Here is a 21,636-nt window from a genome sequence, read left to right as displayed (position 1 = left end):
GAGCATGCACCCGCGTAACCCGTAGGCTGGAGTGATGGCGGAGAAGTCCTGGTCTCTTGGTCGCGCACTGCGCGGCATGTTCGTCAAGCCCACCATCGATGAGACGACCTGGGAGGACCTCGAGACCGCTCTCATCACGGCCGACTTCGGCCCGGACATCAGTGAGCGCGTCGTGGAAGAGCTGCGCGCGAAGGTCGACCGGTACCGCACCACCGACCCCAAAGACCTCCAGCGCATGCTGCGGGAGACACTGGAGGAGCACTTCGCGACGTTCGACACGACGCTGAAGCTCACCGAGCGCCCCGCCGTCGTCCTCGTCGTCGGGGTCAACGGCGTCGGCAAGACGACGACCATCGGCAAGTTCACGAAGTTCCTGCGTGGCTACCAGCGCAGCGTCGTGGTCGGTGCAGCCGACACGTTCCGTGCGGCGGCGGTCGACCAGCTCGCGACGTGGGCGCAGCGCGGTGGGGCCGCGATCGTGCGTCCGCAGCAGGAGGGCCAGGACCCGGCATCCGTCGCCTTCCAGACGGTCGAGTACGCGAAGCGCGAGGGCATCGAGATCGCGATCATCGACACGGCAGGGCGTCTGCACACCAAGGGCGGCCTCATGGACGAGCTCTCGAAGGTGCGGCGCGTGATCGAGAAGCAGGCGCCGATCAGCGAGGTGCTGCTCGTGTTGGATGCCACCACGGGGCAGAACGGCGTCATGCAGGCCGAGGCCTTCCTACAGCACGCCGGCGTCACCGGACTCGTCCTCACCAAGCTCGACGGCTCGGCCAAGGGCGGTTTCGTGCTGGCGGTGCAGGAGCGCACCGGCATCCCGGTGAAGCTGCTCGGACAGGGCGAGGGGATCGACGATCTGACCGGTTTCACCCCCCATGTGTTCGTCCAGTCGCTGGTCGGTTGATGACGGGACTACCGCAGTGAGCACGAGGCTGGTTTCATAGCGTTATGGCGATCGAACACGACTACTTCGGACTCCTGTCCTCAGGCCCGGACGGCTCGATCTTCTGGTCGGAGACCGTGGAGCTCGGCGACCAGAGCGTCACCGTCGATCTGACCGCGCCGGATCAGGACGACGTGTCAGCCGATGCGCTCGATATCGCCGCCTCGCTCATCGCGGGACTCGAGAGTGTCGATGACACCGCTCGACGGGGCATGCTCGCCGAAGTCGACGACCGCACGAGCGAGGTGACCGAGTACATTCTCCAGCAGCAGGAGACCTACGGCGACGATCTGCCGGATGTCCTCGTCGACGTATCGGGCGACGCCGCCGTCGACATCATCCGATCGCTGCGGTTGATGAGCATGACGATCCTCGCCGATGAGCACGGAGGCGCCGAACCGTTCGCGGTGCTCGAGTACGCGCTCGACGACAGCTCGACAGACGACGTGCTGCTCGTCAATCTCGGTTCAGACGGCAGCGTGCAGTCCGTGATGAGCGCGGACTGATCCGTCGCCCGGACAGCGTCCGGGCGACAGCCGGGTCAGACGGCCTGCGCGAAGCCGAGGTCGGCGCTCTCGGCGATGTGCGAGAGGTGTGCGGGGATCTCGCGTCCCTTCGACGTCATGGACTGCGCCCACAGCCGACCGGCGCGGTAAGACGACCGCACGAGGGGGCCCGCCAGGACACCGAGGAATCCGATGCGCTCGGCCTCTTCCTTGAACTCGACGAACTCGGCCGGCTTCACCCACCGTGAGACCGGGTGATGGCGGGGGGTCGGGCGCAGGTACTGCGTGATCGTGATGATGTCGCAGCCGGCGTCGTGCAGATCGTTGAGCGCCTGCACCACCTCTTCGGGTTCCTCGCCCATGCCGAGGATGAGATTCGACTTCGTGATCAGTCCGGCATCCCGAGCCTGCGTCAGCACGTTCAGCGAGCGCTCGTATCGGAAGGCCGGCCGGATGCGCTTGAAGATGCGCGGCACCGTCTCGACATTGTGCGCGAACACCTCGGGACGCGCGTCGAAGATCTGCCCGAGGAATGCCGGGTCCGCGTTGTGCTCATTCGCGAGCAGCTCCACGCCGGTGTTCGGGTTCAGCTCATGGATCTTGCGCACCGTCTCGGCGTTGAGCCACGCTCCCGTGTCCGGGAGGTCGTCGCGCGCCACACTCGTCACGGTGGCGTACCGAAGGTTCATCCGGACGACGCTCTCCGCCACCCGACGTGGCTCGTCGATGTCGTAGTCGGCCGGCTTGCCCGTGTCGATCTGGCAGAAGTCGCAACGGCGGGTGCACTGTGAGCCGCCGATGAGGAAGGTCGCCTCCCGGTCCTCCCAGCATTCGTAGATGTTCGGGCAGCCCGCCTCCTGGCACACCGTGTGCAGGTCTTCGCTCTTCACGAGTGAATGCAGAGCCGTGTATTCCGGACCCATCTTCGCCTTGGTCTTGATCCACTCGGGCTTGCGCTCGATCGGTGTCTCGGCGTTGCGGATCTCGAGGCGGAGGAGCTTGCGGCCCTCGGGTGCGGCGGTCATGCGGGGGCTCCTGACAGTTCGGTGGTCGCGTAGTCGGCGAGGAAGGCGCGGGTGACCGCGTCGACGAGGTCGAGAGGCGAGACGGCGGCCCCCGTGACCTCGCTCACGGTCGTGACGCCGGCGTCGGTGATGCCGCAGGGGATGATGCCGCGGAAGCCGGCGAGCGAGTTGTCGCAGTTGATCGCGAAGCCGTGCATCGTTACCCCCTGCTGCACGCGAACTCCGATCGCCGCGACCTTGTCTTCAGAGAGCGGTCGGGGCACCCAGACCCCGCTGCGGCCCTCGACCTGATAGCCGTCGACGCCGAAAGGCCGCAGCACATCGATCAGCAGCCGCTCCAGACGGCGCACATGGGCGACGACGTCGATCGGTTCGATGAGGCGCACGATCGGGTATCCCACCAGTTGCCCCGGCCCGTGCCAGGTGATCTTCCCGCCACGATCGACGTCGATCACGGGGGTGCCATCCTGTGGGCGCTCCTGGGGTTCCGTGCGTTTGCCCGCTGTGTAGACCGCCTCGTGTTCGAGAAGGATCAGAGTGTCGGGACGGGTGCCGTCGACGACATCGGCGTGGATGCGACGTTGAAGATCCCACCCGTCGATGTACGGCACGAGCGTCGGAGCGAACCCCGGGGTCAGGATCTCGAGCATCACAAAGCCGCCTTCGTTGCGTAAATGGACTGAGAACAACAATACCCTTCGGAGGGGCGGACGGCGTCGTCGACACATCCCTCGCGATAACGTGAGGGCATGAGTTCCACTGGCAGGGCAGGGCGCCCCAAGGCGTCGTCGAGGGAGACCCTCGCAGAGGCTGCGTGCGAGCTCTTCCTGGAGCGCGGATACGACGCGACATCTGTGGCGGACATCACACAGCGCGCCGGCGTGAGCCGGTCCAGCTTCTTCAACTACTTCGCCTCCAAGAGCGACGTCCTGTGGTCGGGCGTCGACGAACGGATCGGACACGCGATCACCTCGCTGGAAGAGCTCGGCAGAGCGGCCACCGGAGAGTCGGTGCGCGACATCCTGTTGTCGGTCGTGCATGATTTCGCTCCGGACCCCCTTGCGCTCGCACTGCGCAATGCGGCAGCGATGGGATTGGAAGGCGAGCTCGTCCGCGACACCGGCCTCCGGCTCGCCCGCTTGTCTGCAGCAATGTCTCGCGCGGCTTCCTCCGCGGGAGTCGACGTCATCCGCGCCGACATCCTGGGAGCGGCCCATGCGGCAGCCGTGCTGTCGTCGCTGCGGGTATGGGCGGAACAGGGCGCCGGGCGAGGAGCCCCGGAGACGGTCTTGCGGGAAGCCCTGGGAACGATCCACGACCTTCCCTGGTCCTGACTCCCGCCCGGGCTGAGCAACCAGCCTCCGCTCGCGTAGAATCAGAGCACCATGGCTACATTTGGCACGCTCTCCGATCGGCTCACCGAGACCTTCCGCAATCTGCGCACGAAGGGAAAGCTGACCGCGGCCGACGTCGACGGCACCGTCCGCGAGATCCGTCGCGCCCTGCTCGACGCCGACGTCGCGCTCGTCGTCGTCAAGGAGTTCACGGCGAAAGTGCGCGAACGCGCACTCGGTGACGAGGTCAACAAGGCCCTGAACCCCGCGCAGCAGGTCGTGCAGATCGTCAACGAGGAGCTCGTGCAGATCCTCGGCGGAGAGCAGCGTCGTCTGCAGTTCGCGAAGACGGCGCCGACGGTGATCATGCTCGCCGGTCTGCAAGGCTCCGGTAAGACCACCTTCGCAGGCAAGCTCGCCAAGCAGCTCGAAGGCGAGGGACACACGCCCCTGCTCGTGGCGGCCGATCTCCAGCGTCCGAACGCGGTGAACCAGCTGCAGGTCGTCGCGGAGCAGGCCGGCGCCTCGGTCTACGCCCCCGAGCCCGGCAACGGCGTCGGCGACCCCGTGAGGGTCTCGCGAGACGGTGTCGATTACGCACGCCGCCAGCAGCACGATGTCGTGATCATCGACACCGCCGGCCGCCTCGGCGTGGATGCCGAGCTCATGAAGCAGGCGGCAGACATCCGCAAGGCGGTGAACCCCGACGAGGTCCTGTTCGTCATCGACGCGATGATCGGTCAGGATGCCGTGAACACCGCCAAGGCGTTCCAGGAAGGCGTGGACTTCACCGGCGTCGTGCTCTCCAAGCTCGACGGTGATGCCCGCGGTGGTGCCGCGCTCTCCGTCGCCTCCGTGACCGGTCGTCCCATCATCTTCGCCTCGACGGGCGAAAGGCTCGAAGACCTCGAGCCGTTCCACCCGGACCGCATGGCGAGCCGTATCCTCGACCTCGGCGACATCCTGACCCTCATCGAGCAGGCCCAGCAGGCCTTCGATGAGGAAGAGGCCATGAAGATGGCCGAGAAGCTCGCGACCGAAGCCTTCACCCTCGAGGACTTCCTCGACCAGCTTCAGCAGATGAAGAAGATGGGCTCGATGAAGAAGATGCTCGGGATGCTCCCGGGTATGGGCCAGATGAAGCAGCAGCTCGACGACTTCGATGAGCGCGAGATCGACCGCACCGAGGCCATCATCCGTTCGATGACTCCGGGGGAGCGCCGCAACCCCAAGGTGCTGAACGGATCGCGTCGTCTGCGCATCGCCCGGGGCTCCGGTATGACCGTCACCGACGTGAACCAGCTCGTGCAGCGCTTCGAGCAGGCGGCGAAGATGATGAAGACGGTGGCTCGCGGCGGCACACCGAACATCCCCGGCATGGGACCGGTGCCCGGTATGGGGCGTCCCGGCGCGTCTTCCAAGCGCGGCAAGAAGGGCAAGTCGTCCGGTGGATCGCGTTCGGGCAACCCCGCCAAGCGCGCGGCGGAGAACGCGGGGATCGCATCGTCCACCACGCCGACCGGCTCGGGATTCGGCTTGGGCGGCGGGGCTGCGCAAGCTCCGAGCGAAGCCGATCTCGCTGAGATCCAGAAGCTCTTCGGCAAGGGCTGAGTCCGCTCAGCGCGGCGCCGTGAGTGCCTCTGCTGACATCGCAGTGGTGGCGTGCGCCGCAGTGCGCCGGTCCGGCCGCGAGACCAGCTGTCCCAGCACGAGTGCGCCGAGCGTCAGGACGAAGCCGACGGCCTGGAGCGCGGTGAACCGTTCGCCGGCGACCAAGACGCCGAGCACCGTCGCGACGATGGGGGAGAGCAGCGCGAGGAGTCCCGGCGCGATGACCGGGAGCTGCTGGACGCCACGGAACCAGAGCGTGTAGGCGACGATCCCGCCGGCCGTCCCGAGCCATAGGTAGCCGAGCGCGGCGTTGCCGTCGATCGTGTGAGGCACGCCCTCGACGAACAGCGTCAACGGCAGCAGCAGGAGCCCGCCGGCGCTGAGCTGCCAGCCTGCGTAGGCGATGGGGCCGACGCCGGTCGGCCGGCCCCAACGCTTCGTGAGGATCATGCCCACTCCCGTCGCGGTGACGCCACCGAGGGCGGCGAGGATTCCCCAGAGATCGAGCTCGGCGGCAGGGCTCAAGACCACCAGGGCCACTCCGCCCGCGCCGACGGCGGCCGCTGCGGCGGTGATCGGACGGATCCGTTCCTGCAGGACGAGTGCGCCCAGGACCAGGACGATGAGGGGCTGCGCACCCGCGACGGCGGCCGCGACGCCGCCGGGGAGACGTTCCGCCGCCAGAAACAGCAGGGGGAAGAAGGCGCCGATGTTGAGCGCTCCCAGGATGAACGACTTGGCCCACCATCCGCCGAGGGGAAGGCGCCTGCTGATGAGGACCGCCAGGAGCCCCGCCGGGAGAGAACGGAGGAGCCCGGCGAACAGCGGGTGCCCCGGCGGGAGCAGTTCTGTGGTGACGAGGTAGGTCGTGCCCCATGCGATGGGGGCGAGGGCGGTCAGCAGCACCAGGGCCAGGCGGTTCATGCCTCCAGCCTGCGAGGGAAGACGTGATGAGTCCAACACATGGTTGTCACCACAAACATGAGCAGCAATCATGGATGCATGGAACTTCAACAGCTCCGCTATGTCGTCGAAGTCGCCGAGACGCTGAGCTTCACCCGGGCGGCCGAACGATGTTTCGTCACCCAATCGGCGTTGAGCCACCAGATCGCATCACTCGAGCGTGAACTCGGCCGCCGACTGTTCGCGCGTTCGAGTCGCCATGTGCGGCTGACGGAGGCAGGTCAGGCGTTCGTCGTATCTGCGCGTCGCGCGCTTCGGGCCGCAGCTCAGGCGAAGGAGGACGCTGCCGCCGTCGACGGCGTCGTGGAAGGCACGCTGCGAATCGGCGTCATCCCGACGGTGACCGCCATCGACCTCCCCGCGGTGCTCGTCGCCTATCGTGCGGCTTGCCCGCTCGTCAGGGTGGAGCTGCAGGTCGGGAACAGTGATGTCCTCGCCCGCAGGCTCCGAAACGATGAGCTCGACATCGCTCTGCTCGGTCTGCGGGAGGGCGTCGATCCCGAGGGGGTGGAGTCGCGCGTTCTCTCTCGTGACCCGCTCGTCGCCGTCCTTCCGCGCGGACACGAACTCGCGGATGAGGAGAGCATAGAGCTCGACGATGTCGCGGGGATGACGTTCGCGGACTTCCCCGCGGCGACCTCCGGTCGTGCCCAGAGCGACGGGGCGTTCGCTGCTGCGGGCCTGACGCGCGACGTCGCCTTCGAGGCCGACTCCGCGACACTCATCCTGGGACTCGTGGAGGCAGGGCTGGCCGTGACCCTGCTGGCGCCGGGCACCGTCGAGCGCTCCGGGTTCGATGTCGTCGCGGTGGAGGTGCGCGGTGGCCCTGTACGTCTCGAACACCTCGCCTGGGACGCCGCCGCGCCACGGAACGTCGCGCGCGCGTTCATCGCCGTGACCGAAGTCGCGCTCTCGGCGTGACCATCACCGGGCGTGATCGATCGTCGGCCGGCCTGCGCTAGTCTGGGTCCGTTTTGAGTCCGCGCCGAAGAAGTCCTTCGGGCGGTGATCGTCGGGGGAGAAGACCGCGTGGGGTTCCTGAATTTCGGTAAGAAGTCGAACGCAGCACAGCCTGACGCGCATCTCGAAGACCTCACGGTCCCGCAGGCCACCCTGCTGCGCACACTGTTCGCGGAGAAGTGGCCTGCGGCAGCAGGGGCGGTCACCGTGCGCGGCGACTACGCCGAGGGGGAGTCCGGAGCGCAGTACGGGCTGTACAACCTCTCGCGTGCCGTGAAGCTCGAACCGGAGTCGAACTGGCCGGAGGTCGTCGAGCGTCATATCTCCGGTCTGCTGAGCCGTCAGGCCGCACCCCGCGACGAAGATCTCTCCGATGACCAGATCCTGTCGCTCGTGAAAGCACGTCTCATCCCGTCGTCGTATCTCCCGGAGAGCCACCGCGCGGCGTACACGTACCGGCGCGCGATCGCGAACGACCTCGAAGCGATCCTCATGCTCGATCACCCCGAGACCACGACCGCCGTCCCGGATGCGATCGTCGGCCGGTTCGATGTCGAACAGCTGTGGGCGACGGCTCTCGCGGCAGTGTCGGCGGAGCCGATCGAGGAGGTCCACACCCTCGACGTCGGCAACGGCGTCTTCCAGGCGATCGTGTCGGACTCCATGTTCACCGCGAGCCGGGTGCTCGACTTCCCGGCCCTCCTGGCGGCAGCCGGCATCTCATCGGCACCGCACGGCGTGCTGTTCGCCGTACCATCACGTCATCATGTGGCGTTCCACGTGGTCACCGGACCGGAGGCGATCCACGTCGTGCAGGACATGCATGGATTCGCTCAACAGATGTTCGGACAGGGCGTCGGGGAGATCGCGACGGATGTCTTCTACTGGAGCGACTCCGGCTACGAGCAGGTGACCTCGAGCGACGAGAGCGGACGCGTCTCGGTCGACGGCACCGGCGCCTTCTTCGCGTCGATCAACGGAGTCTGACGGTTCAGCGGGCCGATGCGGCGCAGATGACGAAGCGGGTCCGGGGGTGAACCCCGGACCCGCTTCGCTGTCGCGTCAGATCACTTCACGTCGTCGTCGACCCAGTCCATCGACTTGGTGATCGCCTTGCGCCACAGGCGCAGCTGGCGGTCGCGTTCGGCTTCCTCCATGGAGGGCTCCCAGCGCTTGTCTTCCTGCCAGTTGGCGGACAGGTCATCGAGTCCGTTCCAGAATCCGACCGCGAGTCCGGCCGCGTAGGCCGCGCCGAGCGCCGTCGTCTCCGCGACCACCGGCCGAACGACCGGCACGCCGAGGACGTCCGCCTGGAACTGCATGAGCGCGTCGTTGGCGACCATGCCGCCGTCGACCTTGAGCTCGGTGAGATCCACGCCGGCGTCCGCGTTCACGGCATCCAGCACGTCACGCGTCTGGAAGGCGACGGCTTCGAGCGCTGCGCGAGCGATGTGGTTCTTGTTCGCGTAGCGCGTGAGCCCGACGATCGCGCCACGGGCGTCGGGACGCCAGTACGGAGCGAACAGACCGGAGAACGCGGGCACGATGTAGACCCCGCCGTTGTCCTCGACCTTGTCGGCCAGCTCCTCGACCTCGGGGGCCGACGAGATGATGCCGAGCTGGTCTCGCAGCCACTGGATCAGCGAACCGGTGACGGCGATGGAGCCTTCGAGGGCGTAGTGCGTGGGCTGGTCGCCGAGCTTGTAGCCGACGGTGGTGAGCAGGCCGTTCTTCGAGTGGACGATCTCCTCGCCCGTGTTGAAGATCAGGAAGCAACCGGTGCCGTAGGTGTTCTTGCTCTCACCCTTCTGGAATGCCGCCTGTCCGAACGTCGCCGCCTGCTGATCGCCCAGGATGCCGGCGATCGGCGTCTCGCGGAGCAGCGAGGAGTCTTCCGCCGCGCCGTAGACCTCCGAGGACGAACGGATCTCCGGCATCATCGACCGTGGCACGCCGAAGGCCTCGAGGATGTCGTCGCGCCATTCGAGCGTCTCGAGGTCCATGAACATCGTGCGCGATGCGTTGGTCACATCTGTCACGTGCACGCCGCCGTCGACGCCACCAGTGAGGTTCCAGAGCACCCAGCTGTCGGTGGTGCCGAAGATCAGGTCACCGGCCTCCGCCTTCTCGCGTGCTCCGTCGACGTTCTCCAGGATCCAGGCGATCTTGGTGCCGGAGAAGTACGTCGCCAGGGGCAGCCCGACGACCGGCTTGAACCGCTCGACGCCGCCGTCTGCGGCCAACCGGTCCACGATGTCCTGCGTGCGCGTGTCCTGCCACACGATCGCGTTGTAGGCCGGCTTTCCCGTGGTCTTGTCCCAGACGACCGCGGTCTCGCGCTGGTTGGTGATGCCCACTGCGGCGATGTCGTGACGCGTGAGGTCGGCACGGCTCAAGGCCAGACCGATGACCTCCTGGACGTTGCGCCAGATCTCGGAGGCGTCGTGCTCGACCCAGCCGGCCTTCGGCAGGATCTGCTCGTGCTCCTTCTGGCCCGTCGCGATGATGCTGCCCTTCTTGTCGAAGATGATCGCGCGGCTCGAAGTCGTTCCCTGGTCGATGGCGAGGATGTAGTCAGCCATGGTGTTCTCCTTTGAATTCAGGTCGTTCAGGCGAGGTGCAGCAGGACGGGCGCTGCAGCGGCGGCGATCGCACCACCGATGAGCGGACCGACCACAGGGACCCACGAGTAGGACCAGTCGCTGGAGCCCTTACCCTTGATCGGGAGGATGGCGTGAGCGATGCGCGGGCCGAGGTCACGGGCCGGGTTGATCGCGTAGCCGGTCGGACCACCGAGGGAGGCGCCGATCGCGACCACGAGGAGCGCGACGGGGAGCGCGGTGAGCGGTCCGAGGCCTCCGGGGGTGCCGACCTCGATGTCGCCGTAATCGGCGAACGCGAAGATCACGAACACCAGCACGAAGGTACCGATGATCTCGGTGACGAGGTTCCAGCCGTAGGAGCGGATCGCGGGGCCGGTGGAGAACACGCCGAGCTTGTTGGCGGGGTCGGGCTCCTCGTCGAAGTGCTGCTTGTACGCGAGCCACGTGACGATGGCACCGAGGATCGCTCCGACGAGTTCTGCGGCCGTGGCCGTCAGGAACATCACGAAGTTGATCTTGCCGGCGAGCAGCAGGCCGATGCCGACGGCCGGGTTGAGGATCGCACCGGAGTACGCGGAGACGAGCACACCGGCGAAGACCGCGAGGCCCCATCCCCAGTTGACCATCAGGAAGCCGCCGCCGAAGCCCTTGTTCTTCGCGAGGGCGACGTTGGCGACGACACCACATCCGAGCAGCACCAGCATCGCTGTGCCGACAAGCTCGGAGAGGAAGTAGAGACCGAGATTCACATCAGCCATGTCTTCTTTGACCTTTCTTGTGTGTCGGGGCCCCTCTGCCCCGACACGTTATGGGAGTTGCGCCGCGAGGAGGGCGGCAGTCCGAGACCCCGTCAGCCGCGGGTGCGGGACGGGATATCGAGTCCGTGTCGTTCGTTCAGCAGCTGGCGGGTCTGCTCGAGCTCGGCGTCGTGACGCGAGCGATCCCAGCCGAGCATCGGCGCGAGGGCGTCGGCGATCTCGTCGAGGACGTCGGCGTCTGCGCCACCGGTGAACGCGATGCTGGTGCGACGGAGGACGACATCCTCGAGGCGCGCCACCATCTCGTTCTGCACCATCCACTCGAGTTCGCGCGTGGAGAGGTCGCCCCCGGCGAGCGGAGAGTCCGTTCCCTGTTCGACGTACTCCCAGACCTGGGCGGCCCGGGTGCCGTAGCGGGCGAGCAGCTGGTCGGCGCGTACGCCGGCGCCCGGGAGGTTCTCCTGGATCCAGATGCGCCTGGCCTTCTCGGTGCGCGGGAACTCCCGGCCGCCGCCGATCGCGCGTCCTGCGGTGGAGACGGTCCGGGTGCGGTCGATGAGTCCGAGCACGACGTCGGAGAGCGATTCGCCGAGTGCGCGGAACGTGGTCCACTTTCCACCGACGAGGCTCACGAGGGGGACCGCACCCTTCTCGTCGACCTCGATGCGGTAGTCGCGGGAGACGAATCCGGGAGCAGTGTCCTCGTGGCGCGGCAGCGGGCGGATACCCGAGAACTTGTACACGATCTGGTCGCGTGCGACGGGGATCGTCGGGAAGACGTGGTGGATCAGATCGAAGAAGTAATCGACCTCCTCCTCGGTGCACACGGGGACCTCACGCGGGTCGGCGTCGATATCGGTCGTGCCGACCAGGACGCGTCCCTTGAGCGGGTAGATGAGCACGATACGCCCGTCGGAGTGCTCGAAGAAGATCTCGCGCCCCCGTGTCGCCTCGAGCAGCTCGGGGTGATCGAGCACGATGTGCGAGCCCTTGGTGCCGCCCATGAAGCGGGTGTCGGTGCCCAGTGCATCGTTGGTCAGGTCGGTCCAGGGACCGGAGGCGTTGACGACCACGTCGGCCTTCACCATGAACTCGGTGCCGCTCTCACGGTCGCGCAGCACGACCTTGTCGCCGTCGCGGGCGATCGCTTCGACGTAGTTGAGGGCGTGCGCGCCGGGGTGTGCCGTGCGCCCGTCCTGCAGCACGTCGAGCGCGAGCCGCTCGGGGTCGTGCATTGAAGCGTCGTAATACGTGGCCGTGTACTTGATCTTCGGGTCGAGCGATGGCAGCTCGGCGAGAGACTTCTTGCGGCCGAGGAAACGATGCCGGGGGACCATCCCCCCGTCACGGGAGAAGGTGTCGTAGATCGTGAGGCCGACCTTGATCAGGAACGCACCGCGCTCCTGGGGCTTGCCGCTCTTGTGCGTGAGGAACCGCAGGGGAGCGGAGAGGATGCCCGAGAAGGTCGAGTAGATAGGGATCGTCGTCTGCAGCGGCTTGACGTAGTGCGGGGCGATCTTGAGCAGGCCGTTGCGCTCCTCGACGGACTCGCGCACGAGCCGGAACTCACCGTTCTCGAGGTAGCGGATCCCGCCGTGGATCATGTGGCTCGAGGCGGAGGATGCACCCGAGGCGAAGTCCCCTCGCTCGACGAGCACGACATCGACGCCCTGCAGTGCCAGGTCGCGGAACGTGGAGATGCCGTTGATCCCCCCGCCGATGACGAGGACGCTGGTGCGTCCGGATTCGCGGACGGCGCGAATCTCGGCGCGCTCCGCTGACGAGTGTGTCGAATCGATCATCGTCGACCCTCTCTTCCTTACTTGCCAACCAGCATCGACCTGTGTGACATCCCGCGCAAGCCCACTGCACATATGTGCAAGGATCGAGGGCGAGGAGGTCATCATGGCCGGTGCAAGCGCGGAATCCCGCGACAGCAAGCTGATCGCGGCGCTCACCGCCGCGCAGCTCTACTACATGCAGGACAAGACGATGGAGGTCATCGCGAAGGAGCTCGGCACCTCCCGGTCCTCGGTCTCGCGGCTGCTCAGCTTCGCGCGGGAGAGCGGCCTCGTCGACATCCGGATCAACTCTCCGCTCGAGCGCCTCGGCATGCTCGAGCATCGGATTCGCGACAGGCATCGGGTGGCCGCCCACGTCGTGCCGATGCCGGAGATCCTCAGTGAGGTGGAACGCCTCGAGCGCGTGGCGCTCACTGCCGGACGCCTCTTGTCGCAGTTCGTGGACTCGAACATGGTGATCGGCGTCGCGTGGGGGTCGACCATCAGCGCGGTCAGTCGCGGGCTCACGCAGAAGGAGACGCACAACACGACCTTCGTTCAGCTGAACGGGGCCGGGAACACACAGACGACCGGTGTGGAGTACTCCAGCGACATCCTGCAGCGGTTCGGCAGCGCTTTCGGCGCGCAGGTGCAGCAGTTCCCGGTTCCGGCCTTCTTCGACGACCCCGCCACGCGCGAAGCCATGTGGCGGGAGCGGAGCACTCGGCGTGTGCTCGATCTGCAGGCGAAGATGGACGTCGCCGTGTTCAGCCTCGGCTCGCCGGCCGCCGAGGTTCCGAGCCGGGTCTACGTCGGGGGCTATCTCGGACGCGATGACTATCGCAGCCTTCGGGAGGACCATGCCATCGGCGACGTCGCGACGGTGTTCTTCCGTTCCGACGGGTCCTGGCGCGATATCCGTGTGAATGCCAGAGCCACGGGTCCCGGCCTCGATCGTCTGCGTCGCGTCCCGCGTCGCGTGTGCGTCGTCTCGGGAATCCCGAAGCTGGTGAGTCTCCGCGCGGCCCTGGCCGCTGGCCTGATCACGGATGTCGTCCTGGACGAAGGGCTCGCGAGGCGCCTCGTCGAGGACTGAGCTGCTCGCGCTGGTCGGCTACGGCTCGTCGGTCGAGGATTCCGGCCCGGAGCGGAACTCGCGGATCAAGTGGTGCACGACGGCTGTGAGGTCGCCACCGGCGGCATCCGCCACCGCGAGCTGTCGCGCGTAGCTCGCGCCGCCGTCCAGGATCGTGGCGATGCCGCCGAACTCGCGACCGCAGCCGAGCTCGACGGCGGTCGGGGTGAGGGCCTCGAGTGTCTCTGCCAGATGCTCGCGCACCGGGCGCTGGGTGCCGTCGGCGTCGACGATCACGCGAGCGTCGAGCCCGTAGCGTGCGGCGCGCCACTTGTTCTCACGGTGGAACCAGGCGGGAAGCTCCGGAAGGGTCCTGCCCTCGTCGAGCTGTCGTGAGAAGTCCTCGACGAGCACCTGGACGAGTGCCGCGACCGAAGCCAACTCCGGCAGGGTCGAGAGCCCGTCGCAGGCGCGGACCTCGATGGTGCCCCAGCGGGGGGCGGGGCGGATGTCCCAGCGCACCTCCGTCGCGTCGGCCATCACGCCGGTACGCACCATGTCATCGAGGTACGACTCGTACTGCGACCAGTCGTGCAGAGGCCACGGCAGGCCGGCGGTGGGGAGCTGCTGGAACACGAGGGCCCGGTTGGAGGCGTATCCGGTGCGTTCTCCTGCCCAGTACGGGCTCGAAGCCGCCAGCGACTGCAGGTGAGGGAGGAATCCGGCGAGAGCGTTGATGATCGGGAACACCTTGCGCTGGTCTTCGACGCCGATGTGCACGTGGATTCCCCAGATCATCATGTTGCGTCCCCACCACTGGGTGCGCTCGATCAGGGTGTGGTACCGCGACTTGTCTGTCACCTGCTGGTCGTACCACTGGGCGAAGGGGTGGCTTCCCGCTGACAGCAGCTCGATCCCCGCAGGCTCCGTCGCCGCTCGCACCGCGGTGATGGCGTTCGCGATGTCGTCGACCGCATGCGCCACCGAGTCACCGATGCCGCTCGTGACCTCGATCGTGTTCGTGAGCAGTTCGCCCGTGACCGTATGCCGTTCATCGGCGCTCTCGGCTTCGAGCGCCGCGAGCAGTTCGGGGGCGCGCCCGACGAGGTCACCGCTCGCGGGATCCGCGAGCATGATCTCCCATTCGAGGCCGACGGTGGACCGGGCGGATGAGGCGAACTCGAGCTGCACCCGCACAGTCTGGCACGCGCGACGCGCGACACGGCAACAGCCGTTTCGCCACGTTTCGCGCCTGGCGCGCGCATCTGGCAGAATAGAGGGCTGGACCACCTGCTCGACCCTCTATCCAGCAGGTGTCCACACTCATTTGAGCTTCCGCCGGGTGTGCACCCCACTCTCCAGGCGACCAGTTCGTTTCCTTCCACACAATTCAGGAGAATCGTGGCTGTCAAGATTCGTCTCAAGCGCCTGGGCAAGATCCGTGCGCCGTACTACCGCATCGTCGTCGCCGACTCGAAGACCAAGCGCGATGGTCGCGTGATCGAAGAGATCGGCAAGTACCACCCCACCGAGGAGCCCTCGTTCATCGAGGTCGACTCCGAGCGTGCGCAGTACTGGCTCTCCGTCGGCGCGCAGCCGACTGAGCAGGTCGCCGCCATCCTCAAGATCACGGGCGACTGGGGCAAGTTCAAGGGCGACAAGGACGCGAAGTCCACGCTCAAGGTCGCCGAGCCGAAGGTCCCCTTCGAGATCGACGCATCCAAGAAGTCCGTCGTCAAGCCCAAGGTCGAGAAGAAGGCTGAGGCTCCCGCTGAGGAGGCTCCCGCCGCGGCCGACGCGGAGGCCGCTGAGGCTCCCGCAGCAGACGCAGAGTAATCCGTCGTGCTCGCCGCCGCGCTCGAACACATCGTCAAGGGGATCGTCGATCACCCGGAAGATGTCCGTATCAACGAATCCACTTCGCCGCGAGGCGACCTCCTCGAGGTGCGAGTGCACCCCGATGACCGTGGACGCGTGATCGGGCGCGGCGGCCGCACTGCGAAGGCCCTTCGCACCCTCGTCAGCGCGCTCGCTGACGGGCGTCGGGTCCGCGTCGATGTCGCGGACGACTGACGTGGTGCCGAAGGACCGCAACCAGGGCAAGAACCAGCTGCGTGTCGGACGCCTCGTCAAGGCGCACGGACTCAAGGGCGGGCTCAAGCTCGAGCTGTACACCGACAACCCCGAGGGTCGTTTCACCCCCGGTGCCGGATTCACGTTGCAGGTGCCCGAGGCATCTCCGTGGCACGGCAAGGAGATCACGGTCCGCGAGTACCGCGTGATGAACGGCAACCCGGTCGTCTTCTTCGAAGACGTCGACGACCGCGATGCCGCCGACAGCCTCGTCAGGGCGATCCTGTGGATCGATCAGGATGTCGATGAGGTCGAGGACGACGCCTGGTTCGACCATCAGCTCGTGGGTCTCGATGTCGTCCGAGACGAAACGGTCATCGGGCGAGTCGTGCGGGTCGAGCATTTCCCGGCCCAGGATCTCCTCATCGTGAAAGCCGGCGAAGACGAGGTCATGGTGCCGTTCGTCGCCGCGATCGTCCCGACGGTCGACGTGCAGGCGGGGCGTGTCATCGTGACGCCGCCGCCCGGACTCTTCGAAGAGATCGCCGAAGCGGCGGATACCGCAGAGGCTGCGCCGCAGGTCGACGCGGACGCCGAAGCGTCCGAGTGACCGCTGATACGGTTCCTCCGTGCGCATCGACGTCCTCTCCATCTTCCCGTCCTACTTCGACGGTCTGACTCTCTCCCTGCTCGGCAAGGCGCAGAGCACGGGCCTTCTCGACCTCCGCGTACGCGATCTACGTGACTGGACCTCGGATCGACACCGGACGGTGGATGACACGCCCTACGGCGGTGGTGCCGGCATGGTCATGAAGCCGGAGCCCTGGGGCCTCGCACTCGACGAGGTCGCCGGTTCGTCCGACGACGCCGAGGGCGGACGACGCCCGACCATCATCTTCCCATCACCGGCGGGTGAGGTCTTCACGCAGAAGACCGCGCGAGATCTGGCGACCCGTGAGCATCTCGTCTTCGGCTGCGGCCGCTATGAGGGCATCGACGAGCGCGTGTTCGAGTTCGCCGCCGACCTCGGCGAAGTCCGGTTGATCAGCCTGGGGGACTATGTCCTCAACGGGGGAGAGGTCGCGACGATGGCGATGATCGAGGCCATCGGTCGACTCATCCCCGGCGTCGTCGGCAACCCCGAGAGCCTCGTCGAGGAGTCGCACGAGGATGGGCTCCTGGAGTACCCGTCGTACACGAAGCCCGCGTCGTGGCGTGAGCGTGCCGTGCCGGACGTGCTACTCAGTGGAAACCATGCCGCCATCGCTGCCTGGCGGCGCGAGCAGCAGTTCGTGCGCACCAGGACTCGTCGACCCGACCTGCTTCCCGACGGTGAGGACGAACACTCCTGACCGACGGGCAGGACGGGGCACGGTCCGTCGGTCAGAGCATCCGCTCCGACCGGCCGTCGATCTCGAAGACCACGCCGTGCGGATGTCGCAGACCGAGCGCATTCGATGCGTCCAGTCCTCTCAGTTCCGCGCGCAGCATGCGTCCGATCATCTCGTGGCTCACGAGCAGAGGGACGCCTTCGGACGCCCACCCGCAGCTGCTGAGGGCTTTTCGCGCCCGGGACCTGGCCTGCGCGTAGCTCTCCCCGCCCGGGAACGCCCAGCCATAGCGATTGGCAGCGCGTTCCTCCCGGGCGGTCGGGTAGACCTCGTCGATCTCGTTCCAGGTCATCCCCGCAAGCTCGCCGTGGTCGATCTCCGCGAGTTCCGGCACCTCGACCAGTTCCGCTCCGATCCGATCGGCGATGATGGTCGCGGTCCGGATCGCTCTGCCGAGCGGGCTGCTGCACACCGTGAGCACGTGAGCGTCCACCAGTCGGTCCGCGATCGCATTGGCTTGGGCGAGGCCGGCCTCCGTGAGCGGCGAGTCGAGCTGACCCTGGAGCCGGTGTTCGATGTTCCACGTGGTCTGCCCGTGCCGAGCGAGGAGCACACGCTCCGGCACGTGACGGTCCTGCGGAATCATGGATTCAGAATGGCATACGCCACAGCTCCCGCGTATGCGAGATCTGAGACGAGCACTCGGGGCGACAGCGGCTTCACAGAGCCGGTCGCCGATCGTGCGCGGCGCAGCAGAAACACGCGGACGGGAGATGCTGGACGTTCAGGAGTCACGGACGTCTACGTCTACCGCGGGAGTTGAGAACGGCGCGTGCCTTCGATCAGTCGACGTCGAGGAACGACCGGTCCGTGAGCACGAGGGGCCCGTCCTCGGTGATGGCGATCGTGTGCTCCGAGTGTGCGCCGCGGGAGCCGTCGACGCTGCGCAGGGTCCATCCATCGGGATCCGTGACCAGTTCGTCGGTCGTCGCGAGGAACCACGGCTCCAGCGCGAGCACCAGGCCGGCGCGCAGGGGGAAGCCCCGACCGGCCCGGCCGTCGTTCGGGACATGAGGGTCTCCGTGCATCGTGCGTCCGACGCCGTGTCCGCCGAAGTCGGTGTTGATCGAGTAGCCGTCACCGTGTGCCACCGCGGCGACGGCCGCGGAGATGTCGCCGATCCGGTTTCCGACCGTGGCGGAGTCGATAGCCGCTGCCAGGGCACGCTCAGTGGTGTCGATCAGTCGGAGGTCCTCTTCGCGAGCCGTCCCGACGACGAACGAGACGGCGGAGTCCGCGACCCAGCCGTCGACCGAGACGGCGAAGTCGAGGGTGACGAGGTCTCCGTCGCGCAGCGTGTAGTCGTGGGGGAGTCCGTGCAGGACGGCATCGTTGACCGAAGTGCAGATGACCTTGCCGAACGGGCTCGCACCGAACGAGGGGTGGTAATCGATGTAGCAGGACTCGGCTCCGGCCCTGCGGATCATGTCGTGTGCGCGGCGATCGATCGAGAGGAGATTGGTCCCGACCTTCGTCTCATCGCGCAGCGTCGCCAGCGTCTCCGCCACGAAACGCCCTGCGGCGCGCATCTCATCGATCTCGGCGGGGGTGCGCAGTTCGATCATCGGGTGTCCTCTCGTCATCTCCATTCTCCCTGATGCCGCGACGGCGGATCCCCGACCGCTCTCAGCGAACACCGGGCCATGCGGACAGGTGGCGTCGTACGATCTGAGCATGTGGTTGCGACAGGCCTTCTTCCGCTGGCTCCTGCCGGCGGCGTTCCTGCTCCCTCTCTGGCTGCTGATCGGGTGGGGAGTCTTCCAGGGCGGCTGGTCGATCCTCTGGGTGCTGCTCATCGCGATGCCCTCGGTCTTCCTCGGCCAGCTCCTGCTCACGCTGCTCACGCGCTCACGCCCGTCCGTCCGCATCGAGCGCGCGGTCTCCTGGTGGGACGTCGCGGGATTCACGGTCTGGAACGGGCTCACGATCGCCGTCGGATTCTTCATCGACGGGGCATTTCCGTGGTTGCTCACCGGTGCGATCATCGCCGGAATCGCGCTGTTCTGGTTGCAGCTGTGGCAGCTGTGGAATGAGGCGAAGGGGAGCGGGACCCGTCTGCGCGAGACCATCACGTGGTCCACGATCCCGAAAGTCGATGAGCCTGTTCCGCCGACGAGAGCGCACGAGGTCATCGTGGTGCGGGAGACCGATTCCCGCGACTGACGTCGGCGTTTTGGCCGGGCGCCGCATCCGTGGCAGAATGGTTGTTTGTGCTGTGACCGGCTCTGCCACAGGGGAGCCCGCGGACGCGTCAGCGCCGTACAGCCCACTCCTTTTCTTGTTCCTTTGAATACATGCATGCGACCTGTGGCGGGTGCAGAGAGAGACGATCATGCAGATCCTCGACGCCGTCGACGCGGCTTCCCTCCGTTCGGACATCCCGGACTTCTTCCCCGGTGACACCGTCAAGGTGCACGTGAACATCACCGAGGGCAGCCGCTCTCGTATCCAGGTCTTCCAGGGTGTCGTCATCGGCCGCCAGGGCGACAGCGTGCGCGAGACCTTCACGGTCCGCAAGATCAGCTTCCAGGTCGGCGTCGAGCGTACCTTCCCGGTGCACTCGCCGGTGATCGACCACATCGAGGTCGTCACCCGCGGTGACGTGCGTCGCGCGAAGCTCTACTACCTCCGCCAGCTGCGCGGCAAGAAGGCGAAGATCAAGGAGAAGCGCGACCGCTGAGTCGCAGCATCTCCACAGCACCCCGGGACACGATGTCCCGGGGTGCTTTGTTCTCCCCCCGGTGTGCGAACCTAGATACCGTCGCCGCACGACGGTGCATGATCGTGAAGGAACCTGATGACCGAATCCCCGTCCGCGCCCACGTCCAGACGTCGCCGCGGGTTCCTCGTCTTCCTCCGCGACGTGCTGGTGATCGTCGTGATCGCCGCGCTCGTCTCGTTCGTCGTGAAGAGTTTCGTGGTGCGTTCGTTCTACATCCCATCCGCGTCGATGGAGCAGACCCTGTTGATCAACGATCGCATCCTGGTCGATGAGCTCACGCCGCGGTGGACCGACTACGAGCGTGGCGACGTGGTCGTCTTCAAGGATCCGGGTGGGTGGCTCGACGGTCAACCGCAGACACCCGCACAGCCGCCTCTTGTCGAGGCCGTCGACTGGGTGCTGAACTTCGTGGGCATCTCCGCGACCGATTCGCAGGACCACCTGGTCAAGCGCGTGATCGGTCTGCCGGGTGATCATGTGGTGTGCTGCAACGCGCTCGGTCAGATCACGATCAACGGCGCGCCCATCGACGAGCTCAGCTACCTCAACCTGCCCCCTGGCGACACGGCCGCGTCGAACGAGCCCTTCGACGTCGTCGTCCCCGAGGACTCGGTCTGGCTGCTCGGCGACAACCGCGACCGCTCGCGTGACGCCCGGGCGCACCAGGATCTGCCCAGTGGAGGCTTCGTCCCGATGGAGAACATCGTGGGCAAGGCGTTCCTCACGACCTGGCCGTTGAACAGGCTGGGACCGATCGACGGTCACCACGAGATCTTCAACGGCGTCCCGGCTCCGGAATGAGCGTCGTCGCACCGAAACTGACTCTCGAGCGCCGGCTCCTCGGCGAGTGCGAGGTCGTCGTCTCCCTCGACGAGGTCGGCCGGGGAGCGCTCGCAGGGCCGGTGGCGGTGGGCGCCGCGGCAATGGACGCCACCGGTGCGCGTCGGCGCGTGCCGGAAGGACTCCGCGACTCCAAACTCGTGACGGAGAAGCGCAGGCCGGAGGTCGCCGCACGCGCCGCCGCATGGGTGCAGGCCTCGGCGGTCGGGTGGGCGAGTGCGGAAGAGATCGACGAGGTCGGCATCATGCGCGCGCTCGGTCTTGCCGCATCGCGTGCGGTGCAGGCCGTCGCGGATCAGGGGGTCGCGCTCGACGACGCTCTCGTCCTGCTCGACGGCAACCACGACTACGTGTCGAGAGTGCATCCGGTACCGCTCCAGGTGCGTCCGGTGATCAAAGCGGACCGGGACTGCGCCTCCGTGTCCGCGGCTTCCGTGATCGCGAAGGTCGCACGGGATCACTACATGGCGGAGCTTCACGAGACGTATCCCGCATATCAGTGGAACCGCAACAAGGGCTATGCCAGCGCCGAGCATCGTGATGCGATCCGGACCATCGGGCTCTCCCCGTACCACCGGGCATCGTGGGCCATTGCCGACGTTCCCACCCTGTTCTGAGGGACCGCGGCACGGGTGTCCGGGCCGGCCGGATGACGCGCCCCGGTGCCCGCGACTCTAGGATGGACACATCATGGATGAGGAAGCCTTCGACGACTACGACCGCGAGCTCGAGCTGGCACTGTTCCGGGAGTACCGGGATGTGGTGTCGCAGTTCCAGTACGTCGTGGAGACCGAGCGCCGGTTCTACCTGGCGAACGAGGTCAACGTCGTCCGTCGTGACACCGAGCACGACTTCTACTTCGAGATCTCGATGACCGATGTCTGGGTGTGGGACATCTACCGGGCGGACCGATTCGTGAAGGCCGTGCGCGTGCTCACGTTCAAGGACGTCAACGTCGAGGAGCTGCAGCGCCGGGAGTTCGAACTCCCGCAGGAGCTCTCGCTCGACGGCGAGTGACAGCGCCTCTCGGCTACGTCCCGGGGATTCC

At 66.8% G+C, this 21,636-nt stretch carries 25 protein-coding genes; 16 read left to right on the top strand and 9 right to left on the bottom strand.

Features of this window, described 5'->3' with window-relative positions; genetic code table 11:
- Nucleotides 1-34 precede the first annotated feature (34 nt).
- Both ftsY and ACIQLD_RS03130 read left to right on the top strand, forming a co-directional pair.
- The gene (ftsY, locus tag ACIQLD_RS03135) at nucleotides 35-907 is read left to right on the top strand and encodes a signal recognition particle-docking protein FtsY (protein WP_402604870.1); all 873 of its coding nucleotides are present in this window, start codon (nucleotides 35-37) and stop codon (nucleotides 905-907) included.
- Nucleotides 908-951: 44 nt separating this feature from the next.
- Complete coding sequence (locus ACIQLD_RS03130) at nucleotides 952-1,452, top strand: DUF2004 domain-containing protein (protein WP_402604867.1); 501 nt, start codon at nucleotides 952-954, stop codon at nucleotides 1,450-1,452.
- Between the two features lie 35 nt (nucleotides 1,453-1,487).
- Here ACIQLD_RS03130 and lipA read toward each other — a convergent pair whose 3' ends face one another.
- Nucleotides 1,488-2,477 (bottom strand): lipoyl synthase, encoded by a 990-nt coding sequence (gene lipA / locus ACIQLD_RS03125; RefSeq protein WP_402604864.1) that lies wholly within the window; start codon nucleotides 2,475-2,477, stop codon nucleotides 1,488-1,490.
- Complete coding sequence (gene lipB, locus ACIQLD_RS03120; protein ID WP_402604862.1) at nucleotides 2,474-3,127, bottom strand: lipoyl(octanoyl) transferase LipB; 654 nt, start codon at nucleotides 3,125-3,127, stop codon at nucleotides 2,474-2,476. The genes lipA and lipB overlap by 4 nt, the downstream gene beginning before the upstream one ends.
- Before the next feature lie 99 nt (nucleotides 3,128-3,226).
- On the opposite strand from lipB, the gene ACIQLD_RS03115 reads away from it, so the two are divergent.
- The gene (locus tag ACIQLD_RS03115) at nucleotides 3,227-3,811 is read left to right on the top strand and encodes a TetR/AcrR family transcriptional regulator (protein ID WP_402604860.1); all 585 of its coding nucleotides are present in this window, start codon (nucleotides 3,227-3,229) and stop codon (nucleotides 3,809-3,811) included.
- A gap of 51 nt (nucleotides 3,812-3,862) precedes the next feature.
- Complete coding sequence (gene ffh, locus ACIQLD_RS03110) at nucleotides 3,863-5,422, top strand: signal recognition particle protein (RefSeq protein ID WP_402604858.1); 1,560 nt, start codon at nucleotides 3,863-3,865, stop codon at nucleotides 5,420-5,422.
- A gap of 6 nt (nucleotides 5,423-5,428) precedes the next feature.
- On the opposite strand, the gene ACIQLD_RS03105 is transcribed toward ffh, so the two are convergent.
- On the bottom strand, nucleotides 5,429-6,346 hold the full coding sequence (locus tag ACIQLD_RS03105; protein WP_402604856.1) for an EamA family transporter: 918 nt from the start codon (nucleotides 6,344-6,346) through the stop codon (nucleotides 5,429-5,431).
- 78 nt (nucleotides 6,347-6,424) lie between these two features.
- On the opposite strand from ACIQLD_RS03105, the gene ACIQLD_RS03100 reads away from it, so the two are divergent.
- Both ACIQLD_RS03100 and ACIQLD_RS03095 read left to right on the top strand, forming a co-directional pair.
- The gene (locus tag ACIQLD_RS03100) at nucleotides 6,425-7,306 is read left to right on the top strand and encodes a LysR family transcriptional regulator (protein WP_402604853.1); all 882 of its coding nucleotides are present in this window, start codon (nucleotides 6,425-6,427) and stop codon (nucleotides 7,304-7,306) included.
- 108 nt (nucleotides 7,307-7,414) lie between these two features.
- The gene (locus ACIQLD_RS03095) at nucleotides 7,415-8,332 is read left to right on the top strand and encodes a hypothetical protein (RefSeq protein ID WP_402604850.1); all 918 of its coding nucleotides are present in this window, start codon (nucleotides 7,415-7,417) and stop codon (nucleotides 8,330-8,332) included.
- A gap of 80 nt (nucleotides 8,333-8,412) precedes the next feature.
- Here the strand turns inward: ACIQLD_RS03095 and glpK are convergent, their stop codons facing one another.
- From glpK to ACIQLD_RS03080, 3 genes are all read right to left on the bottom strand, one after another.
- Entirely contained in the window at nucleotides 8,413-9,927 is a 1,515-nt protein-coding gene (gene glpK / locus ACIQLD_RS03090; protein ID WP_402604847.1) for a glycerol kinase GlpK, read from the bottom strand.
- Between the two features lie 26 nt (nucleotides 9,928-9,953).
- Nucleotides 9,954-10,706, bottom strand: coding sequence for an MIP/aquaporin family protein (locus ACIQLD_RS03085; protein WP_402604844.1), 753 nt, complete (start codon nucleotides 10,704-10,706; stop codon nucleotides 9,954-9,956).
- 92 nt (nucleotides 10,707-10,798) lie between these two features.
- On the bottom strand, nucleotides 10,799-12,508 hold the full coding sequence (locus ACIQLD_RS03080) for an FAD-dependent oxidoreductase (protein WP_402604841.1): 1,710 nt from the start codon (nucleotides 12,506-12,508) through the stop codon (nucleotides 10,799-10,801).
- A 103-nt stretch (nucleotides 12,509-12,611) separates the two neighbouring features.
- On the opposite strand from ACIQLD_RS03080, the gene ACIQLD_RS03075 reads away from it, so the two are divergent.
- Complete coding sequence (locus ACIQLD_RS03075) at nucleotides 12,612-13,583, top strand: sugar-binding transcriptional regulator (protein WP_021200458.1); 972 nt, start codon at nucleotides 12,612-12,614, stop codon at nucleotides 13,581-13,583.
- An 18-nt stretch (nucleotides 13,584-13,601) separates the two neighbouring features.
- Here ACIQLD_RS03075 and ACIQLD_RS03070 read toward each other — a convergent pair whose 3' ends face one another.
- Nucleotides 13,602-14,753, bottom strand: a complete 1,152-nt coding sequence (locus tag ACIQLD_RS03070; RefSeq protein WP_402604838.1) for a glutamate--cysteine ligase — start codon at nucleotides 14,751-14,753, stop codon at nucleotides 13,602-13,604.
- A 210-nt stretch (nucleotides 14,754-14,963) separates the two neighbouring features.
- Here ACIQLD_RS03070 and rpsP point away from each other — a divergent pair, with 210 nt between their 5' ends.
- From rpsP to trmD, 4 genes are read left to right on the top strand one after another with little or no spacing between them, the layout of a single operon-like run.
- Nucleotides 14,964-15,398: a 30S ribosomal protein S16 gene (gene rpsP, locus ACIQLD_RS03065; RefSeq protein WP_021200460.1), complete on the top strand. Its 435-nt coding sequence runs from the start codon at nucleotides 14,964-14,966 to the stop codon at nucleotides 15,396-15,398.
- A 6-nt stretch (nucleotides 15,399-15,404) separates the two neighbouring features.
- Nucleotides 15,405-15,635 carry an RNA-binding protein gene (locus ACIQLD_RS03060; protein ID WP_017830729.1) on the top strand — a complete coding sequence of 77 codons (231 nt, stop codon included), beginning with the start codon at nucleotides 15,405-15,407 and terminating at the stop codon, nucleotides 15,633-15,635.
- Complete coding sequence (rimM, locus tag ACIQLD_RS03055) at nucleotides 15,619-16,245, top strand: ribosome maturation factor RimM (protein ID WP_402604835.1); 627 nt, start codon at nucleotides 15,619-15,621, stop codon at nucleotides 16,243-16,245. Before ACIQLD_RS03060 ends, rimM begins: the two co-directional genes overlap by 17 nt.
- 19 nt (nucleotides 16,246-16,264) lie before the next feature.
- The gene (gene trmD, locus ACIQLD_RS03050; protein ID WP_402604832.1) at nucleotides 16,265-16,987 is read left to right on the top strand and encodes a tRNA (guanosine(37)-N1)-methyltransferase TrmD; all 723 of its coding nucleotides are present in this window, start codon (nucleotides 16,265-16,267) and stop codon (nucleotides 16,985-16,987) included.
- Nucleotides 16,988-17,018: 31 nt separating this feature from the next.
- On the opposite strand, the gene ACIQLD_RS03045 is transcribed toward trmD, so the two are convergent.
- A complete protein-coding gene (locus tag ACIQLD_RS03045) occupies nucleotides 17,019-17,612 on the bottom strand; it encodes a histidine phosphatase family protein (protein ID WP_402604828.1) in 594 nt (197 codons plus the stop codon).
- Nucleotides 17,613-17,808: 196 nt separating this feature from the next.
- Nucleotides 17,809-18,591 (bottom strand): type I methionyl aminopeptidase, encoded by a 783-nt coding sequence (gene map, locus ACIQLD_RS03040; RefSeq protein ID WP_402608479.1) that lies wholly within the window; start codon nucleotides 18,589-18,591, stop codon nucleotides 17,809-17,811.
- Nucleotides 18,592-18,700: 109 nt separating this feature from the next.
- Here map and ACIQLD_RS03035 point away from each other — a divergent pair, with 109 nt between their 5' ends.
- The 5 genes from ACIQLD_RS03035 to ACIQLD_RS03015 all read left to right on the top strand — a co-directional run bounded on the left by ACIQLD_RS03035 (nucleotide 18,701) and on the right by ACIQLD_RS03015 (nucleotide 21,605).
- Nucleotides 18,701-19,189: an MFS transporter permease gene (locus ACIQLD_RS03035; protein WP_402604825.1), complete on the top strand. Its 489-nt coding sequence runs from the start codon at nucleotides 18,701-18,703 to the stop codon at nucleotides 19,187-19,189.
- Nucleotides 19,190-19,358: 169 nt separating this feature from the next.
- The gene (gene rplS, locus ACIQLD_RS03030; protein WP_017830722.1) at nucleotides 19,359-19,706 is read left to right on the top strand and encodes a 50S ribosomal protein L19; all 348 of its coding nucleotides are present in this window, start codon (nucleotides 19,359-19,361) and stop codon (nucleotides 19,704-19,706) included.
- A 117-nt stretch (nucleotides 19,707-19,823) separates the two neighbouring features.
- Nucleotides 19,824-20,549 carry a signal peptidase I gene (lepB, locus tag ACIQLD_RS03025; protein WP_402604822.1) on the top strand — a complete coding sequence of 242 codons (726 nt, stop codon included), beginning with the start codon at nucleotides 19,824-19,826 and terminating at the stop codon, nucleotides 20,547-20,549.
- Entirely contained in the window at nucleotides 20,546-21,205 is a 660-nt protein-coding gene (locus ACIQLD_RS03020) for a ribonuclease HII (protein WP_402604819.1), read from the top strand. The genes lepB and ACIQLD_RS03020 overlap by 4 nt, the downstream gene beginning before the upstream one ends.
- Before the next feature lie 73 nt (nucleotides 21,206-21,278).
- The gene (locus tag ACIQLD_RS03015; RefSeq protein ID WP_017830719.1) at nucleotides 21,279-21,605 is read left to right on the top strand and encodes a DUF2469 family protein; all 327 of its coding nucleotides are present in this window, start codon (nucleotides 21,279-21,281) and stop codon (nucleotides 21,603-21,605) included.
- Nucleotides 21,606-21,636 lie beyond the last annotated feature (31 nt).

Origin of the sequence: Microbacterium sp. NPDC091662 (assembly GCF_044756705.1) — a bacterium.
Lineage (GTDB): Bacteria > Actinomycetota > Actinomycetes > Actinomycetales > Microbacteriaceae > Microbacterium.
This window is presented reverse-complemented; position numbering and strand designations above follow the sequence as displayed.

Excerpts from the sequence above, each read along its gene's own strand:
- ftsY (WP_402604870.1), top strand. The coding sequence starts at position 35 with ATGGCGGAGAAGTCCTGGTCTCTTGGTCGCGCACTGCGCGGCATGTTC.
- ACIQLD_RS03130 (WP_402604867.1), top strand. The coding sequence starts at position 952 with ATGGCGATCGAACACGACTACTTCGGACTCCTGTCCTCAGGCCCGGAC.
- lipA (WP_402604864.1), bottom strand. The coding sequence starts at position 2,477 with ATGACCGCCGCACCCGAGGGCCGCAAGCTCCTCCGCCTCGAGATCCGC.
- lipB (WP_402604862.1), bottom strand. The coding sequence starts at position 3,127 with ATGCTCGAGATCCTGACCCCGGGGTTCGCTCCGACGCTCGTGCCGTAC.
- ACIQLD_RS03115 (WP_402604860.1), top strand. The coding sequence starts at position 3,227 with ATGAGTTCCACTGGCAGGGCAGGGCGCCCCAAGGCGTCGTCGAGGGAG.
- ffh (WP_402604858.1), top strand. The coding sequence starts at position 3,863 with ATGGCTACATTTGGCACGCTCTCCGATCGGCTCACCGAGACCTTCCGC.
- ACIQLD_RS03105 (WP_402604856.1), bottom strand. The coding sequence starts at position 6,346 with ATGAACCGCCTGGCCCTGGTGCTGCTGACCGCCCTCGCCCCCATCGCA.
- ACIQLD_RS03100 (WP_402604853.1), top strand. The coding sequence starts at position 6,425 with ATGGAACTTCAACAGCTCCGCTATGTCGTCGAAGTCGCCGAGACGCTG.
- glpK (WP_402604847.1), bottom strand. The coding sequence starts at position 9,927 with ATGGCTGACTACATCCTCGCCATCGACCAGGGAACGACTTCGAGCCGC.
- ACIQLD_RS03085 (WP_402604844.1), bottom strand. The coding sequence starts at position 10,706 with ATGGCTGATGTGAATCTCGGTCTCTACTTCCTCTCCGAGCTTGTCGGC.
- ACIQLD_RS03080 (WP_402604841.1), bottom strand. The coding sequence starts at position 12,508 with ATGATCGATTCGACACACTCGTCAGCGGAGCGCGCCGAGATTCGCGCC.
- ACIQLD_RS03075 (WP_021200458.1), top strand. The coding sequence starts at position 12,612 with ATGGCCGGTGCAAGCGCGGAATCCCGCGACAGCAAGCTGATCGCGGCG.
- rimM (WP_402604835.1), top strand. The coding sequence starts at position 15,619 with ATGTCGCGGACGACTGACGTGGTGCCGAAGGACCGCAACCAGGGCAAG.
- ACIQLD_RS03045 (WP_402604828.1), bottom strand. The coding sequence starts at position 17,612 with ATGATTCCGCAGGACCGTCACGTGCCGGAGCGTGTGCTCCTCGCTCGG.
- map (WP_402608479.1), bottom strand. The coding sequence starts at position 18,591 with ATGATCGAACTGCGCACCCCCGCCGAGATCGATGAGATGCGCGCCGCA.
- ACIQLD_RS03035 (WP_402604825.1), top strand. The coding sequence starts at position 18,701 with ATGTGGTTGCGACAGGCCTTCTTCCGCTGGCTCCTGCCGGCGGCGTTC.
- rplS (WP_017830722.1), top strand. The coding sequence starts at position 19,359 with ATGCAGATCCTCGACGCCGTCGACGCGGCTTCCCTCCGTTCGGACATC.
- lepB (WP_402604822.1), top strand. The coding sequence starts at position 19,824 with ATGACCGAATCCCCGTCCGCGCCCACGTCCAGACGTCGCCGCGGGTTC.
- ACIQLD_RS03020 (WP_402604819.1), top strand. The coding sequence starts at position 20,546 with ATGAGCGTCGTCGCACCGAAACTGACTCTCGAGCGCCGGCTCCTCGGC.
- ACIQLD_RS03015 (WP_017830719.1), top strand. The coding sequence starts at position 21,279 with ATGGATGAGGAAGCCTTCGACGACTACGACCGCGAGCTCGAGCTGGCA.